The sequence below is a fragment of the Frankia sp. Hr75.2 genome (genome assembly GCF_949319125.1).
GTDB classification, from domain to species: domain Bacteria; phylum Actinomycetota; class Actinomycetes; order Frankiales; family Frankiaceae; genus Parafrankia; species Parafrankia soli.
Genome location: NZ_CASGGV010000295.1, coordinates 15,369 through 30,832, shown reverse-complemented (window position 1 = coordinate 30,832; position 15,464 = coordinate 15,369). Strand labels below are relative to the sequence as shown.

At 68.9% G+C, this 15,464-nt stretch carries 14 protein-coding genes; 1 reads left to right on the top strand and 13 read right to left on the bottom strand.

Translation table 11 applies throughout. From position 1 onward, the window contains the following. Positions 1-3 precede the first annotated feature (3 nt). The 8 genes from AC559T_RS22745 to AC559T_RS22710 all read right to left on the bottom strand — a co-directional run bounded on the left by AC559T_RS22745 (position 4) and on the right by AC559T_RS22710 (position 9,273). Positions 4-567 carry a 3-phenylpropionate/cinnamic acid dioxygenase subunit beta gene (locus AC559T_RS22745; RefSeq protein WP_498870052.1) on the bottom strand — a complete coding sequence of 188 codons (564 nt, stop codon included), beginning with the start codon at positions 565-567 and terminating at the stop codon, positions 4-6. Next, positions 564-1,892, bottom strand: a complete 1,329-nt coding sequence (locus AC559T_RS22740) for an aromatic ring-hydroxylating dioxygenase subunit alpha (protein ID WP_498870051.1) — start codon at positions 1,890-1,892, stop codon at positions 564-566. The genes AC559T_RS22745 and AC559T_RS22740 overlap by 4 nt, the downstream gene beginning before the upstream one ends. Before the next feature lie 49 nt (positions 1,893-1,941). Continuing rightward, on the bottom strand, positions 1,942-3,036 hold the full coding sequence (locus tag AC559T_RS22735; protein WP_498870050.1) for a VOC family protein: 1,095 nt from the start codon (positions 3,034-3,036) through the stop codon (positions 1,942-1,944). A gap of 35 nt (positions 3,037-3,071) precedes the next feature. Next, positions 3,072-3,968 carry an alpha/beta fold hydrolase gene (locus AC559T_RS22730; RefSeq protein ID WP_498870049.1) on the bottom strand — a complete coding sequence of 299 codons (897 nt, stop codon included), beginning with the start codon at positions 3,966-3,968 and terminating at the stop codon, positions 3,072-3,074. 182 nt (positions 3,969-4,150) lie between these two features. After that, positions 4,151-4,903 carry an ABC transporter ATP-binding protein gene (locus AC559T_RS22725; protein ID WP_498870048.1) on the bottom strand — a complete coding sequence of 251 codons (753 nt, stop codon included), beginning with the start codon at positions 4,901-4,903 and terminating at the stop codon, positions 4,151-4,153. Continuing rightward, the gene (locus AC559T_RS22720) at positions 4,900-5,679 is read right to left on the bottom strand and encodes an ABC transporter ATP-binding protein (protein ID WP_498870047.1); all 780 of its coding nucleotides are present in this window, start codon (positions 5,677-5,679) and stop codon (positions 4,900-4,902) included. Before AC559T_RS22720 ends, AC559T_RS22725 begins: the two co-directional genes overlap by 4 nt. Next, positions 5,676-7,736, bottom strand: a complete 2,061-nt coding sequence (locus AC559T_RS22715; protein WP_498870046.1) for an ABC transporter permease — start codon at positions 7,734-7,736, stop codon at positions 5,676-5,678. Before AC559T_RS22715 ends, AC559T_RS22720 begins: the two co-directional genes overlap by 4 nt. A 211-nt stretch (positions 7,737-7,947) precedes the next feature. Beyond that, on the bottom strand, positions 7,948-9,273 hold the full coding sequence (locus AC559T_RS22710; RefSeq protein ID WP_498870045.1) for an ABC transporter substrate-binding protein: 1,326 nt from the start codon (positions 9,271-9,273) through the stop codon (positions 7,948-7,950). 310 nt (positions 9,274-9,583) lie between these two features. Between AC559T_RS22710 and AC559T_RS22705 the strand changes: the two genes are divergently transcribed. Next, positions 9,584-10,816: an NAD(P)/FAD-dependent oxidoreductase gene (locus AC559T_RS22705; RefSeq protein ID WP_498870044.1), complete on the top strand. Its 1,233-nt coding sequence runs from the start codon at positions 9,584-9,586 to the stop codon at positions 10,814-10,816. Between the two features lie 43 nt (positions 10,817-10,859). Here AC559T_RS22705 and AC559T_RS22700 read toward each other — a convergent pair whose 3' ends face one another. The 5 genes from AC559T_RS22700 to AC559T_RS22680 all read right to left on the bottom strand — a co-directional run bounded on the left by AC559T_RS22700 (position 10,860) and on the right by AC559T_RS22680 (position 15,329). Beyond that, the gene (locus AC559T_RS22700; protein WP_498870043.1) at positions 10,860-11,471 is read right to left on the bottom strand and encodes a TetR/AcrR family transcriptional regulator; all 612 of its coding nucleotides are present in this window, start codon (positions 11,469-11,471) and stop codon (positions 10,860-10,862) included. 50 nt (positions 11,472-11,521) lie between these two features. After that, on the bottom strand, positions 11,522-12,364 hold the full coding sequence (locus AC559T_RS22695; RefSeq protein WP_498870042.1) for an IclR family transcriptional regulator: 843 nt from the start codon (positions 12,362-12,364) through the stop codon (positions 11,522-11,524). A gap of 194 nt (positions 12,365-12,558) precedes the next feature. Continuing rightward, on the bottom strand, positions 12,559-13,581 hold the full coding sequence (gene dmpG / locus AC559T_RS22690) for a 4-hydroxy-2-oxovalerate aldolase (protein ID WP_498870041.1): 1,023 nt from the start codon (positions 13,579-13,581) through the stop codon (positions 12,559-12,561). Further along, positions 13,578-14,531 carry an acetaldehyde dehydrogenase (acetylating) gene (locus AC559T_RS22685; protein ID WP_498870040.1) on the bottom strand — a complete coding sequence of 318 codons (954 nt, stop codon included), beginning with the start codon at positions 14,529-14,531 and terminating at the stop codon, positions 13,578-13,580. The genes dmpG and AC559T_RS22685 overlap by 4 nt, the downstream gene beginning before the upstream one ends. A gap of 9 nt (positions 14,532-14,540) precedes the next feature. Next, the gene (locus AC559T_RS22680) at positions 14,541-15,329 is read right to left on the bottom strand and encodes a 2-keto-4-pentenoate hydratase (RefSeq protein WP_498870039.1); all 789 of its coding nucleotides are present in this window, start codon (positions 15,327-15,329) and stop codon (positions 14,541-14,543) included. Positions 15,330-15,464 lie beyond the last annotated feature (135 nt).

Below are 15,464 nucleotides of genomic sequence, written 5' to 3'. Positions count from 1 at the left end.
CCGCTAGAAGAAAATGCTGAGGTTCTTGGCCAGCAACGTCGACACGTCGAAGACGACGGTGCGGCGAGCGATCTCGTACCCGGACTCGGTGTCGGTCCGGCGCAGCAGGTCCTCGCGTTTGCCGACGAAGCTGTCGAGGTCGCGTTCCATCCGGGTCCGGTGCACGTAGAAGGCGGAGCCGACGATGAACTCGTCGGGCTGCGCCGTCGACCGCACCCGGACGTTCGTGATCAGGTGCCGTGTGCGCGAGGGCGGGTCCTCCGCCCACGCCATCCGGGTCTTGAGCCGGTCGACGCGCTGCACGAGATGGGCTCGGGTCTCGTCGAAGTAGGCCGATTCGCCGGGGGGACTCAACGACTTCTTCCGCTCGCGGTACAGGCGGTTCATCCGTACCGGCGCCCAGTAGCGCATGTCCTCGGCGATGAGCTGCAGCCAGCTGCCGAAGTCCTCGTCGTCGAGCAGTTCGGCCTCGGCGTACAGGAACTGCTCGATCGCATAGTGCGTCTCCGGGGTGACGTTGCCCGCGAGCGGGACCCCCGACGGCCGTGCCTCCAGGTAGGTGCTCACGACCGGGCCTCTTCCTGCTCGGCCGCGGCCGCGACCCGCTGCCGCTTGCGTTCTACGAGTTCGGACCAGGGGGCGCCGGACATGAGATCGGCCCAGTGCTCGTACATCCCGCGGGCACCCTCGTCGGTGTAGACGTGCGGCGCCGTCTTGCCGGGCAGGCCGTTGATGTCCTGCTCGGCCTGTCCCAGTTGCATCGTGTACAGCAGCGGCCGCTGGCGGGCCATGTAGCCGCGCAGGATCCGCTGCTCCTCCAGCCAGTTCTCGGCGTCGTCCTGCTCGAAGAGCCCGCCGGGGCTGAAGGTGCGCAGCACGTCGACGCGCATCTCCTCCTTCACTTCGTCGGGTGCCATCACCGGGACGAAGGACCAGCTCCAGACCTCCATCTCGTCCGGACCGCGCGGGTGGGTGACCCGGATCGCGCCGTTCGAGAGGAACATGAAGTTGGGGAAGATGTTGCCGTGCCCACGGATGGAGTCCGCGCGAGCCTCGCCGACGCGCTCGACGGCGTGCTCCCGTACGGTCTCCATCCACGCCTTCTCGTGCGGTCCGGCCAGGATGGCCGGCAGGTGGAAGAAGCCCGTGCCGTGCCCGTAGGGCGAGCTGTACTGGCTGCCGAGCGGGCCGCCGCCCGGCCCCGTGGGCGGCAGCCCATCGCCGAGCAGACCCAGCACCTGCAGCGCCGAGGCATGCGAGATCTCGCCGTGGTACGAGTCGCTCGCCGGCTGCTCGGCGTTGAACTTCCAGTTGCAGCCGATGACCCACTTGTGCGTGGCGACCGGCTCGACACCGCCCTCGAACCGGTCGACATGGGCGTCGAAGTACCAGGCCATATCGCCGAGGTACTCCTCGAAGGAGGGCGCGGTGGGATCCCAATTGCCGAAGATGAAGCCCTTGTAGTTGTGCAGCTGGGCCACCTGCGCCGGGCCGAACCTGCTCTTGTCGAGCGGCTGGGGATAGGCCTCCTCCTCGTGCGGGACGTGGATGAGGTTGCCGCCGATGTCGTACGTCCAGCCGTGGAACGAGCACATGAAGGCCTTGGCATTGCCCAGATCGGCGCGGCAGATGCGCATGCCGCGATGGCGGCACTGGTTGAGGAAGGCCCGCACGGAGCCGTCGTGCTGGCGCACGACGACCACCGGGTCCTCGCCCATGTAGGTCTGGAGGAAGTCGCCGGGCTTGGGGATCATCGCGTCGTGGGCCAGGAAGAGCCACGAGCGGGCGAAGATCCGCTCGAGCTCGAGCTCGTAGATCTCACGGCTGTGGAAGATCTCGCCATTGACGAGACCCTGCTCGGCATCGACGTATCGCGCGGCGTCGAAGTCCATGGTCATTTTCCTCGGTTCGGCGGGGGCGTGGCGGAATGCCTGCGGTGGATCACTGGTCGCTCCCGTCCTCGGATTCGACCGTGTCGAAGTCGATGTCGTAGTCCGAGGACGGCGGCTTGTCCGGAGGACGATTGAGGATCACGGCCTCCAGGACGTAGCCCCCGAGCTGAGGCCCGGTGTCGAAGTAGCAGAACGAGGCGGCGCCGCCGGCCATATCGGCGCCCATGACCCGGGGCGCGCCGAGCGACTCGAGCCACGCGACCGATTGTTCCCAGTTCTCCGGCGCGGTCAGGACGGTGAGGAGGATGTGGTGGATGCCCTCCCCGGTCTGGTCGAGGAAGTCACGGTTGTAGTGGCTGGGACCGAAGGTGGGCTGGATGATCTCGAACCCGAACCCGTGTGACTGCGAGAGCGCGGTGAAGTACTCGTGGTCGACCGTCTCGCCGCGGTAGTACGGGGACTCAAGCATCCCGGGCTCGCTGCGCCAGGTCCGCACGCCCCACTTCGGAACGCCGAGGATGCGGTGGTACTGCTCGATCCGGCGGGGCATGTCGTGTACGACGATCCCGAAGTGGCCGACGCCCTGCACCGGGATCGGCCCGATGCCGTCCGGGCGCTGATAGCGGCCGCTGTGGTCCCAATGCGCGTCGGCGGCCGGCGGCTCGGTCGAGCCGTCGAGCGGGACCTGCACCTCGACCCAGAAGCCGCCCAGGGCCTCGCGGGTGTCGATGAAGTGCCGATCGAGCCGGCCGTCGACCGTCATCGACGCGGCGATGCGCAGCCCGTGGGCGGCGAGGTCCCGGCGGAGCCCGGCCCATTCGTCCGGGTCCCGCACAGCCAGGGTGAGGTGGCTGACACCGGTCTTGCGGTTGGCGCGGAACGTGGTGAAGGGACTCTCCCCGGTGAGGGGCTGGACGAGTTCGAAGGCCACGGTGCCGCCAGGTGTCGTCCCGGTGGCCGTGCGGAAGGTGGCGGCCGCCGGACGACCGTAGGCGCGTACCGCCTTGAGCCGGTCGGCGGTGAACTCGCGGACCTCCCAGTGGTCCACGCCGAAGATCTCGGCGTGGCGGAGCGTGGCCGATTCGAGGTCAGCGACGACGACACCGGTCGAGTAGAGCTTGTCGATGGGCAGAATGGGGGTCACGAGTCCTCCACGGGGGTGCGGCTCGGCGCGATGGGTCAGGGCGCCGGCCACGAGCCGAGCAGGAAGTCGGCGACGACGGCGTCGTGCTCGTCGGGCTTCTCCCACTGGGGCCAGTGACCGGCATCGCGCATGCGATAGAAGGCGCTGTCCGGCAGGAGGCCGGCGACATACTCGCCGTAGTCGGGCCCGAAGCCGGGATTGTTCTCGGTCCACAGGACGAGGGTCGGCCGGGTCATCCGGGCGATTTCCTCCTCGCTCCGGCGGGGCGGGAGGGCGAACGGCGCGTCCATCCCGAAGACGTAGCGCATCGCCGCGTTGATCTGTGGCTCGGCGTAGAGCCGGCAGCGCAGGTCGACCATCTCGTCGGTCATCCGGTCCGGCTTGGCGACCAGCCACTCCATCCGGCGGCGCATGGCGTCGCGGGAGCCGGTCGCGATCGCCTCGTGCGCCAGGTCGAGCAGGTGCTTGCCCCCACCGGGGGCGGGCGCGAACTCGGTCCGGTGGGTGGTGACCGGGGGGAAGCCGGTGTTGAGCACCAGCTTCCCGGTCAGGCCGGGGTGCCGGACGCCGAACTCGTAGGCGATGTCGGCGCCCATGGATTCGCCCTCGATATGGACGCGGTCGTGCCCGAGGGCCTGGACGAGGTCGGCCACCGCGTCGGCCTGCAGGGCGGCGCGCTCGGGGGCGGGGACCCGCGGAGCCGTCGAGCTGTAGCCGTGGTAAAGGGCGTCCACGGCGTACACGTGGAAGCCGAGTTCGGCCAGATTGCGGACGTTCCGCGCCCAGGCCTCGGCGTGGCCGCCGATGCCGTGCAGCAGGAAGAGCGGCGCGCCGTCCCCACACTCAATGACCCGGTGGGTCCACTGTGGGCCCTGAACCAGCCGGGTCTGCGTGCCGAGCAACTCGGTGGCGATCGAGCCCCACTCGCTCAAGGGCCGCACCTCGGAGTGGCGGCTTCGGACCATCTTGTCGACCACAAGACACCTCGTCGTGCGTAGCGGTACAGTTTTCCATCCAGTGGAATATTTTACCACTCTAATGGGACACGGACTGCTGTCAAGAGTTGCGGGGAGCCGTAGGCACACCGGCCGGGACAAGCGCGGTCCGGGGTGCCTCAGTCGTCGCCTGGGGGCGTGCCCGCCCCGGCTTCGGGCTGGGCGGGTTTCCCGAGGTAACTGGCGGCGATCAGGGTCCGGTCCTCGCGTAGCTCGGCCGCGGGCCGGTCGAGCTGGATCGTCCCGTGGGCCAGCAGATACGCCCGGTCAGCGATCCCCAGTGCCAAGTTGACGTGCTGCTCGACCAGGAGCACGCCGCATCCGGTCTCGTCCGCGTACTTCCGGATGATGGGGAGCAGTTGCTCGACCACCACCGGGGCGAGGCCCAGGCTGAGCTCGTCGAGCAGCATCAACTGCGGCTTGCGGGCCAGCGCCCTGCCGACCGCCAGCATCTGCTGTTCACCGCCGGAGAGCACGCCGGCGCGGCGGCCGGACAACTCGGCGAGCTTGGGAAAGTACTGGTAAGCGACGTCCGCGTCGAGACGCTCGCGGGGGTGGCCGAGGCGGAAGTGCTCGGCAACGGTGAGCCCGGCGAAGATTCCGCGTCCCTCCGGCACGTGCGCGATCCCTCCCATCGCGCGATCGCTCGGCTTGTGCGCGCTGATGTCCAGGCCGTTGACCGAGACTCGGCCGGCGGTTGCGCGTACGAGCCCCGAGATGGTCTGCAGCGTGGTGGTCTTGCCGGCCCCGTTGGGACCGAGAAGCGCTACCACCTCGCCGGAGTTCACGGCCAGCGTGAGGTCACGCACGACGGTGGCGCTGTCGTATCCCGCGTGCAGACCTTCGACGTGGAGGACGGGTGTGGTCATCATGTACTCCGCTGGGGATCGGTCGCGGAGCCGGTGTCGGCTCCTCCGAGGTAGGCGCTGATCACGCGCGGATCGGTCCGAACGACCTCCGGCGGGCCGCTCGACAGCACGGAACCGGCGTCCAGGACGACGACCCGGTCGCAGCTTCCGAAGACGAACCCCATGTCGTGGTCGATGAGAAGCATGGGCATGCCCGCGTCCACGATCCGTCGCAACTGCCGGCCCAGGAGCTGGCTCTCGGTGGTATCGAGCCCTGCCGCGGGCTCGTCGAGGCAGACGATCTTGGGGCTACCCGCGAGCGCGCGGGCGACCCCGACCAGGGTGCGCTGACCGGCGGACAGTTCTCTCGGCATGGCGTCGCCGAGGTCCGACACGCCGACCAGGGCGAGGGTGTCGTCCACCGTCGGCGCCGTGTGGTCCCCGTTGCGGAGCAGTTCCCGGAGCGTCCTGCCGATCGACGGCCGACCGGCGGCGACCGCCAGGTTCTCCCGGACGCTCAGATCGTCGAACAACTCCACGGACTGCCAGGTCCGGGCCAGGCCGAGCCGCGCACGGGCGTGCGGCTCGAGGTGGGTCACGTCCCGGCCGGCCAAGTCGACCCGCCCGGTACAGGGTAGGAAACCCGTGATGGCGTCCACCAGGGTGGTTTTCCCGGCACCGTTGGGCCCGATCAGGCCGACCAACTGTCCGGCGCCGACCTCGAGATCGACGCCCGCGACCGCCTTTATCCCGCCGAAGCGAACGCCGATATCCGTAGCTTTCAGGACCGTCGTGGTCATGGCCGGTAAACCTCTCCGGCCGCCTCGGCCACGCCGTCACTGGCACTCGGGGACGAGGCGTTCAGGAGTGCGGGGCTCTCCGGCCGAATGGCTTCGTTGCGCGGGGTCGCCGGCTCCAGCGTCGTCACCCCTGCCTTCCTCTGACGCTTGCGCCACATATGCGCCATCACACCTTCCGGGAAGATGTTGAGCTGCAGGATCAGTCCCAGCGCCGAGAACAACTGCACCCACAGTGCGATCTGGTTCTCGGGAAACACCCATTTCTGCAGGATCAGCGGCAGCACGGCGCCGGTGGCGCCGAAACCGGCGAGCACCGCTCCTTGGACCATCGTGATGCCCAGGACGTACAGGGCGGCGATCAGCGCCAGGCATGCCATGATCTCGTAGGAGCCCGCCGACACCGTCCCGTAGGAGTAGGCGAACATGACGCCGGCGACGCCCGCGATCGCTGAACCCAGTCCGAAGGCCGTCATCTTGACGGCGCGGACGTTGACCCCCGACGCGGCGGCGGCCCGCTCGTTCGACCGGACGGCCAGCATGCGCCGCCCGAGATCCCCGCGGCGCAGGTTGGCCACCAGCATGTACAGCGCGACCACGACGGCGAGCGCGAAGAACCCGAAGACGGGACTGGGCAGCAGCCCGTCCAGCCCGCGGAAACCGGCGTCGGTCCCGACGTCGATGCCGAACAGGCTTGGCTGCTGCACCTTCGTCGCCCCCTCGCCGCCGCCCCACTCCGGATTGGCGAAGACGAACTTCTGAATGGCGTCTGCGCCGGCCAGAGTGAGGACCACCAGCGTGATGCCGCGCACCCGCAGCGCCGAGACGGCGATCGCTAGTCCGAGCCCCGTCGCCGCGACGACGCCGAGCACTGCGGCGACCGGAAAACCGATACCCGCGGAGTTCCCGAGGTGGGCCACCGTGAACCCGGCCACACCGGCGAGCGCGAGCTGCACCACCGAGAGTTGGCCGACGTACCCGGTCACCACGATGAACGACAGACACAGCACGGTGGAGACCAGGCCGGTGATGGTCGCCTGGCGGAAGTCGTAGGGGAGTACGACCAGCGCCACCGCGCACACGACGGTGGGAACGATCGCACGGCGCAGGAGGTTGTCCGGCCGTGGCACCGGTGGTAACGAACGCTCGACGAACTCGCCTCGGCGGGGCAGGCTCGAGCCGCGCCACCACAGTGCGGCGACGATGAGCAGAAACACCAGAACCTGCTGGACCCCGGGCAGGGGGGACCCGTTGAGATGCGGGAACCACCACTGCGTAGAGAAGTAGTACAGCACCGACTCGGCCATGCCGATCAGCAGGCCCGCCGCGCCGGCGATGACGAAGGAGGTGAAGCGGGCGAACAGCGCCGCTGCCAGCGCCGGGATGATCAGCAACGGCAGGGAAGAGGAGTTCACGCCCACGACGGAGGCCGCGAGGATGCCCACCAGTCCGGCCGTCAGGCTGGCCAGGGCGCCGTTGGCCAGCGCCAGGCGCTGGGGGGACAGGCCCGCCAGCAGAGCGTACGGCTCGCTCTCCGACGCTGCTCGGGTCGCCAGGCCGAACCGGGAAAGGCGGTAGACCAGCGACAGCAGGACGACCAGAACGATCACCACGGCGGCGAGCAGGAATGGCGCAACCGAGAGTGAAATGCCCAGGAAGGTCACCGAGCCGCTGGGCAGCACGGCCGGCGCGCTGAGCGGCGAGGTGCCGAAGATCAGCAGTATGCCCGACTGGAGCAGCAGGAACAGCCCCAGCGAGGCCACCAGCTTGGCGAGCGGGGAGGCCTTCTGCAGGGGCCGGAACGCTGCTACCTCGAGCAACAGACCGATGAGAACGACCAGGACGAGGGTGACGGCCAGCGCCGGTAACGTCGGGAGTGCGACGCCGAAGAATCCGGTGCGCATGGCCCACCAGAGGTACCCGGCCAGCATGGCCGTGGCGCCGGTGGAAAGGTTGATGACCCCGCTACCTCGGTAGTGGAGGACAACCCCGAGAGCAATGCTCGCGATCAGGGCTCCGGATCCCAGACCGAGAGCGGCGAAGAGAACGATTGTGGCCATGTCCGGACTCGCTGACTCCTCGCATTTTATGGGGGGCCGCCGGCCACCTGGGAGGCCACTGGAGATCGTGCTCCGACTGCCCGACACATCCCGGATTGCCAGTAAATGTCGATCTGCGCGAACTGGTGCAGGCCGGACGCGATTTCAAGATCTTCAGGACACTCCCAGGCGGTGGTCGGTGGTTGCCCGGCGCTCCGCGCCTGGGCTGGGTCTACAACCCTTCGGGGTCAAGCCAGTCGCTCACCGCGGAGAACTTGCCGTTGCCGTCGTGCTTGAACTCCCGGCTCTGCGCTCCGCACAACCCGGGAGCACTGTCGTAGGCGCCGCATTTCACCTCGGTGCTGCCCAGCAGCATCGGTCCGGTGAACGCCTCGGCTTCCTTGGCGATTGATGCAGCGGTGGCCGACTCGCCGCCTCCGGTGTTGAGAAGCCGGGCACTGGTCATGACCAGGGCCCAGGCCAGGGAGGCGTCGGAATCGGTCAGATCGTCATCGCTAAGCCCCGCCTCGGTGGCCGCCTTGCGGTAGGCCTGGACGTCGGCCAGCGTGTCGTCGGCGACGTTGGACTGCACGGAGTCCTGGATCCACTTCGGTGCCTCACCGCCGAGGCCCTTCGCGACGTCCTCCGAGAAGCAGAAGGATCCCGCCCCGATCACTGGCGAGGTGACCGCCAGGCTGTCCAGCGCTTTCGCGGTGGCGATGCACAGCGGCGGCGAGCTGGCCAGCACGACCACCGCGTCGTTCGACTGGGCGTTCGAGGCGACCGCGGGAGCCGTGATGTCGGTGGCAGAGGGATCGAATCCGACTGCGTCGTCCTTTATTCCGAGAGACTTCAAGATCTTCTGGAGTGACTGCACCCCGGCGATGGTCCTGGAGTCCTGGGGATACAGCACCGACACCGTCTTGGCGTTGATCTGCTTCAGGTAGGCGGCGATGCCGCCGAAGATCGATTGAGGATTTCCGTTGTAGATGAAGACGTTCTTCGCGGCAGCGTCGGTCGAGCTGATCGAGTTCGCCATGAGGATCGGCTTCTCGCCGTTGTTGACCGACAGCAGGGACTGGCTTCCCGTAAGGAGCGAGCCGTAGAGGATCGTCTTGACCGAGGAGTCGTTCACCAGTTGCTGGCCGCAGGACGTGCCCTCCGACTCGGTGGAGGAGACGTAGCAGGTCGCCAATTCCAGCGGGTGGCCGTTGATGCCACCGAGCTTGTTGTTGATGTACTTGACCGCTGCCTGCGCGCCCTTGGTGGCGTTCGGGAACGCGAGTTGGCCGCCCTGCTGGTTCACCCAGCCGATGCGCACCGGTTTAAGGCTCTTATCGGCACTGCCCGACTTGCCCTGTGTGTACTCTAGGTAGTCGGTGACCCCGCCGCTCTGGTCGCTGGACGCGGCGGATGCTGTCTGCTGCGAGCTGTCGCCGGTGTCTTGTGACGTCCCGCAGGCGGTCGCCAACAACGTCATCGCGGCCAGCAGCACCGCCCCCGCGCGACGTTGTCGACGGGTGATGCCCATGGTGTTCCGACCGCGTCTGCTGCTCACGCAAACTCCCTTCGAGATGCCCCATTTGATCGCAAACTTTTTCCATCACGCGGAAACATGGTAAACTTAGGTTGCGCTCGAACTAGTGTCAAGGGTCACAGACCACCTGGTACGGCGTGCTCCGGACCAGTCGCTCCGCGTAGTCGGGCGGGCGCCGCAAGGTGCCAAGACATGTTCCGGAGGGCGGCACGCCGGACGTCGCCGCACGCACGAGCGACGTGATGCTGGGGGACACACCATCGGCGGAGCGGACGGTGGCCGTCCCTTGGGAGTGATGCGAAATGGGCCGGACGTGAGGGAAAGGTTGCCAGTGACTAGCTCGCAGACCTTCGTGATCCTCGGTGCCGGGCTGGCCGGCGGCCGGGCCGCGGAGTCGCTGCGGGCCCGCGGGTTCGATGGCCGAGTGGTCCTCGTCGGTGAGGAGCCCGACGGCCCCTACGAGCGGCCGCAGCTGAGCAAGGAGGTACTGGCCGGGCGGAAGACCGCGGACCAGACGCTGCTCCGCCCGGCGGTACGCTGGCGCGACGACGGCATCGAACTGGTCACCTCCACGCGCGCTGTGCGGATCCTCCCGCACGAGCGGGCGGTTCTGCTCTCCGACGGCGGACGCCTGGTCGCCGACAAGCTCCTGCTGGCCACCGGGGTACGCGCCCGCCGACTCGACGTGCCCGGCGCCGAACTGGCAGGCGTACACAGCCTGCGCACGCTGGCCGACGCGGTCGCGATCCGCGCCCACCTCGAGCCGGGTGCCCCGGTCGTGGTGGTCGGTGCCGGCTTCATCGGTTCCGAGGCCGCCGCGTCCGCCCGGGAGGCGGGTTGTCCGGTGACCGTGCTGGAGCCGCAGCCGGTTCCGCTGCGCGCAGTGCTGGGCAACCGGCTGGGTGTCGCGTACGCCGGCTACCACCGCAGGCGGGGCGTGGACATGCGTACCGGTGTCGGCGTGCGGCGGATCGAGGGCGACGGCCGGGTCCGTGCCGTGATCGCCACCGACGGCTCCCGTATCGATGCCGCCTGCGTCGTGGTCGGGGTCGGCGTCGAACCGATGGACGACCTGGCCACGGACGCCGGCATCGACACCGCCGACGGCATCGTCGTCGACGCCTTCTGCCGGACATCCTTGCCCGGCGTGTACGCCGCCGGGGACGTGGCCCGCGCGCCCAATCCGTATTTCGGTGCGCCGGCGCGCGTCGAGCACTGGCAGAACGCGCAGAACCAGGGCGTCGCCGCCGCCGGCTCGATGCTCGGCGACCGCACCGAGTTCGCCGAGGTGCCGTGGTTCTGGTCGGACCTGTACGACCTGAACCTCCAAGTGGCCGGCGTCCCCGGCCGGGCCGACCGGATGGTCCTGCGCGGCGACCCGGACGACGAGCGGTTCTGCGCGTTCTACCTGCGGGACGGCGCACTGGTCGGCGCGCTCGCCGTGAACCGGCCTCGTGACCTGCGGGCCGCCATGAGCCTGATCCGGAGCGGCGCCGCGGTCGACCCGCAGCAGCTGGGCGACGACGACATCGACCTCCGTGGCCTGACCAGGGTGCGCTCTTGAGCGCACCGACGTGTTCAACGCCGCTGGTCGGAGACCCGGTGCGCTATTCGTCCAGGCAGATGGAGATCATGGCACTCAGGTAGCGGGTCATTCTTGCGGCCTCGTCACCGGTCAGTTTCCGTGGCTCCGGGTCGACGAGAATGCCGATGCCGAACAGGCCGAATCCCATCGTGAGACCGACCAGCAGCCGCTGCCGTATGTCCGCGTCGTCGCCCGTTATGCGGGCGTTCCACGGCGTCAGCGTGCGCCGCCGGATCTCCCGCTGGAACATGTCCGCCACGCCCTCGACATCCAGCGAACGGACCAGAGCCATGACGGTCCACCGCGCATCCTCGTCCTGCCAGTAGCGGACGAGGGATTCCGCGAACCGATCGGCCAGCGAGTCGTCGCCCTCGGTGCTGTCCGGCAGCACCGGGGCGTACCCCGCGTAATCGGTCGAGACCTCCTCGAGAAGCCGACGCTTTGATCCGAAGTAGTGCACGATGAGAGCGGGCGTGATCCCGACGTCCTCGGCGATGTCCTGAAGTGTGACGCGCGAGTAGTCGGCCGTCGCGAACCGTCGACCGGCGGCATGAACAATGGCCTGCCGGGTCTTCGCCGAGTTGCGCTTGCGGGTGGGCTTCTTGGACACCTGGGAATCTGTGCTCGTGGGCATGCCGGTTTACTGCTCCCCCGGGGCGAGCGCGGTATGGGACGGTGTTCCGGTCAGGCCGCCGCGTGCGATCCGCCGTCCGATGCCGGCACAGTGCGGACGAGGTCGGAGATCTTCTCCGCCGCGCGCTGCAGCGGGCGCGCGAAGCGGTGCGCGTCAGGGGCTGTGGTCACGGAGCTTATCGAGATGGCGGCTATGGCGCGGCCCGTGTGGTGATCGATGATCGGGGCGGCGATACAGGTGAGGCCGAGCCGGAACTCCTCGTGATCGACGGCGATGCCGTCGCTCCGCGCCTGCTCCAGTGACTGGAGCAGACGGCCCGGCTGATACAGTGTGTACGCCGTGAAACGGTGCAGATTGAATTGAGTGGCCGTGGCCTGCGCCTGGGGCCCGCCGAACGCGAGTAACGCTTTGCCGAGGGCCGTGCAGTGAGCCGGGCTCCGCGCGCCCACCCGGGTCGACCAGGGAATCGCATGGCGGCCCGCGATCTTCGCGATGTAGAGCACCTCGTTGTCGACCGGCATGCCGAGATGAATGGTCCCCTCGGTCGCGGCGAACAGCTCGGTCATCACTGGGGCGGCCCGCTCCCGGAGCCCGCTCGGGCTGCACATCGGAACCTGATTCCCGAGTTCGAAGATCTGCGGGGAGAGGCAGTACCGGTTCTCGACGCGTTGGAGGTAGCCGTACTCGACCATCGAGCCGAGCAGGCGATGCGCCGTGGATTTCGAGATTCCGGCGCGATTCGCCAGCTCAGTGACGCCGAGCACCTTCGCGGACGAGCGGAAGGCGTCCAGCAGGGCGAGCGCCTTGCCGACCGAGGTCAGCGATCCGCCGGGATCGGCGCGATTCGTCGCGCTGGCCCTGGTGTTCGCTCGAGGCTCGAGGACCGCGGTCATCTCAACGACCTGGTGCTTCTGGCGTCGAAGGGCGCTCGATCGGCACAGCGGGCATCGTGTCTCCCTAATTAAACAGAAATTTAATTAGAGACTACGAGTGGCCGCTCGCGCGTGTCAACGGTTCGCACGACCGAAACATGAGGCGTTCGCTCCGAGCCTGTCGGGCGCGGGACCGGAGGTCGCCCGACAGGCTCTCAGGCACGCTGGGCGTCCCGCCCGGCGACCATCGTGAGGGCGACGTCGACGATCATGTCCTCCTGGCCGCCGACGAGGCGGCGCCGGCCGCACTCCATGAGGACGTCGCGGACTTCGAGGCCGTACCGGGCGGCGGCGCTCTCCGCGTGCCGCAGGAAGGACGAGTAGACCCCGGCGTACCCCAGGGTGAGGGTCTCCCGGTCGACGCGCACCGGCCGGTCCTGCAGCGGCCGGACAATGTCGTCGGCGGCGTCCTGGAGCTTGAAGAGGTCGCAGCCGTGTGTGAAGCCGGACAGGTTGGCGACGGCGACGAACGCCTCGATCGGGCAGTTGCCGGCGCCGGCGCCCTGGCCGGCGAGCGAGGCATCGACGCGGTACACGTCGTTCTCGACGGCAACGATCGAGTTGGCGACGCTGAGCGACAGGTTCTCGTGCGCGTGGATGCCGATCTCGGTCGACGGGTCGAGGACGTCCCGGTAGGCGCGCACCCGCTCGGCGACGGTGGTCATCGTGAGCCGGCCGCCCGAATCGGTGACGTAGACACAGTGCGCACCGTACGACTCCATCAGCTTGGCCTGCGCGGCGAGCTCGGCGGGCTCGGCCATGTGGGAGAGCATGAGGAAGCCGGAGACGTCCATGCCGAGTTCGCGAGCCGCCGCGATGTGCTGGGCGGAGATGTCCGCCTCGGTGCAGTGCGTGGCCACGCGGACGGAGCGGACGCCGAGGTCGAACGCGCGCCGCAGGTCGTGGATGGTGCCGACCCCGGGGAGCAGGAGCGTGGTGAGGCGGGCGTTCCGCAGCACGCTCGCGGCAGCCTCGATCCACTTCCAGTCGGTATGCGATCCAGGGCCGTAGTTGACCGACCCGCCCGCCAACCCGTCGCCGTGGGCGACCTCGATGGCATCGACGCCGGCCTCGTCGAGCGCGCGCACGATGCGCTTGACATCGTCGGTGCTGATCCGGTGGCGGATCGCGTGCATACCGTCGCGAAGGGTGACGTCCTGGACGAAGATTCGGGTCATGCTTCCGCCTTCCGGGCCGCGATCCGCTCGGCGACCTGCAGGGCTGCCGAGGTCATGATGTCGAGGTTGCCTGCGTACGCGGGCAGGTAGTGCGCGGCACCCTCGACCTCGAGGAACACGGACACCTGGTGGGTCGGGCGCGGCGCATCGGCGCCGGTCAGGGTCTCGACCGGCTGGTCACGGGGGATCTCGGTGATCTGCACCTGCTGCTTGAGGCGGTAGCCGGGGACGTAGGCCGCGACCTCGGCGACCATCGTGTCGATGCTCTGCCGGATCGCGTCCGCGACCTCGTGCCGAGCCGGGTCCGGGGCGCTGACCAGGGCGAAAACCGTGTCGCGCATGATCAGTGGCGGCTCGGCCGGGTTGAGGATGATGATGGCCTTGCCCCGCGCGGCGCCGCCGACCTCGGTGATCGCGGCCGTCGTGGTCTCAGTGAACTCGTCGATGTTCGCCCGCGTACCGGGGCCGGCGCTCTTCGACGCGATCGAGGCGACGATCTCGGCGTACGGCACCGGGATGACGCGGGAGATCGCCGCCACGACCGGGATGGTCGCCTGGCCGCCACAGGTGACCATGTTCAGGTTCGGGGCGTCGAGGTGCCGGTCGAGGTTGACCGCCGGGATGACGTACGGGCCGATCGCCGCCGGGGTGAGGTCGATGACGCGCTTGCCGAAGGGCGCGAGCCGGCTCGCGTTGTATTCGTGAGCCTTGGCGCTGGTGGCGTCGAAGACGATCCCGATCTCGTCGAACTGCGGGAGCTTGATCAGGCCGTCGACGCCGTCATGGGTGGTCGGAACCTTCAGCCGCTCCGCGCGGGCCAGACCGCCGGACGCCGGGTCGATGCCGGCCATGGCGCTCATCTCGAGGTGCTCGGCGGTGCGGAGCACTTTGATCATCAGGTCGGTGCCGATATTGCCCGACCCGATGATGGCAACATTCGTTCTGCTCATGCTCTGGGGTCACTCCTCGCTGAAGGACACGGTCACGGTGCCGAGTCCGGTAATGGTGGCCGTGGCCGTGGCGCCCGGCAGGACCGGGCGCATCGGGCCCAGCGCGCCGGAGAGCACGATCTGACCCGCACGCAGCGGGTCGCCCAGCTCACGCGCTGTTGTCGCCAGCCACTGCAGCGCGAGCAGCGGGTCGCCCAGGCACGCGGCGCCCGTTCCGGTCGAGTCCTCCTGACCGGTGACGGTCATCGACAGCGTGACGTCGCGTGGGCTGACCTCGGCGAGCGCCCGCCGCTCGGCGCCCAGTACGAAAACGCCTGCGGACGCGTTGTCCGCGACGGTGTCACCGAAGGTGATGTCCCACCGGGCGATGCGGCTGTCGGCCACCTCCATCGCCGCGACCGCGTGCTCGACCGCGTCACGCACCTGCGCGTAGGAAAGGTCACCCTCGGCGAGGTCTTCCCCCAGCACGAAGGCCACCTCGGCCTCGATCCGCGGCTGGAGCAGCCGGGCGTACGGGATGGTGGCGCCGTCGTGGTAGGCGGTGTCGTCGAAGAGGCTGCCGAAGTCGGGCTGGTCGACCCCGAGCTGCGCCTGGACCGCCGGGGAGGTGAGCCCGATCTTCCGGCCGATCACCCGGGCGCCCTTGGCCAGGCGGTCGGCGCTCACCTCGCGCTGGACGGCGTAGGCCGCGGCGAGGTCACCGGACCCGATCAGGTCGCGTACGGGAGGGCAGGGCTCGGCGGTGGTGGCGGCGGCGATCAGCCGATCGGCTGCGGCTCGGACGGGCTCGCTTGTCATGGTCTACACCCTGACGGCCCGGCCTCCGCGCGGACAGCGCGGTGTTCCGCATGGCGATACTCCCGCGGCCGCCGGCCGTTTCGCGGGCCGGAACCCAACCATCGACTCCGGGGCGGTGGCCGGGTGAGGGCGTCC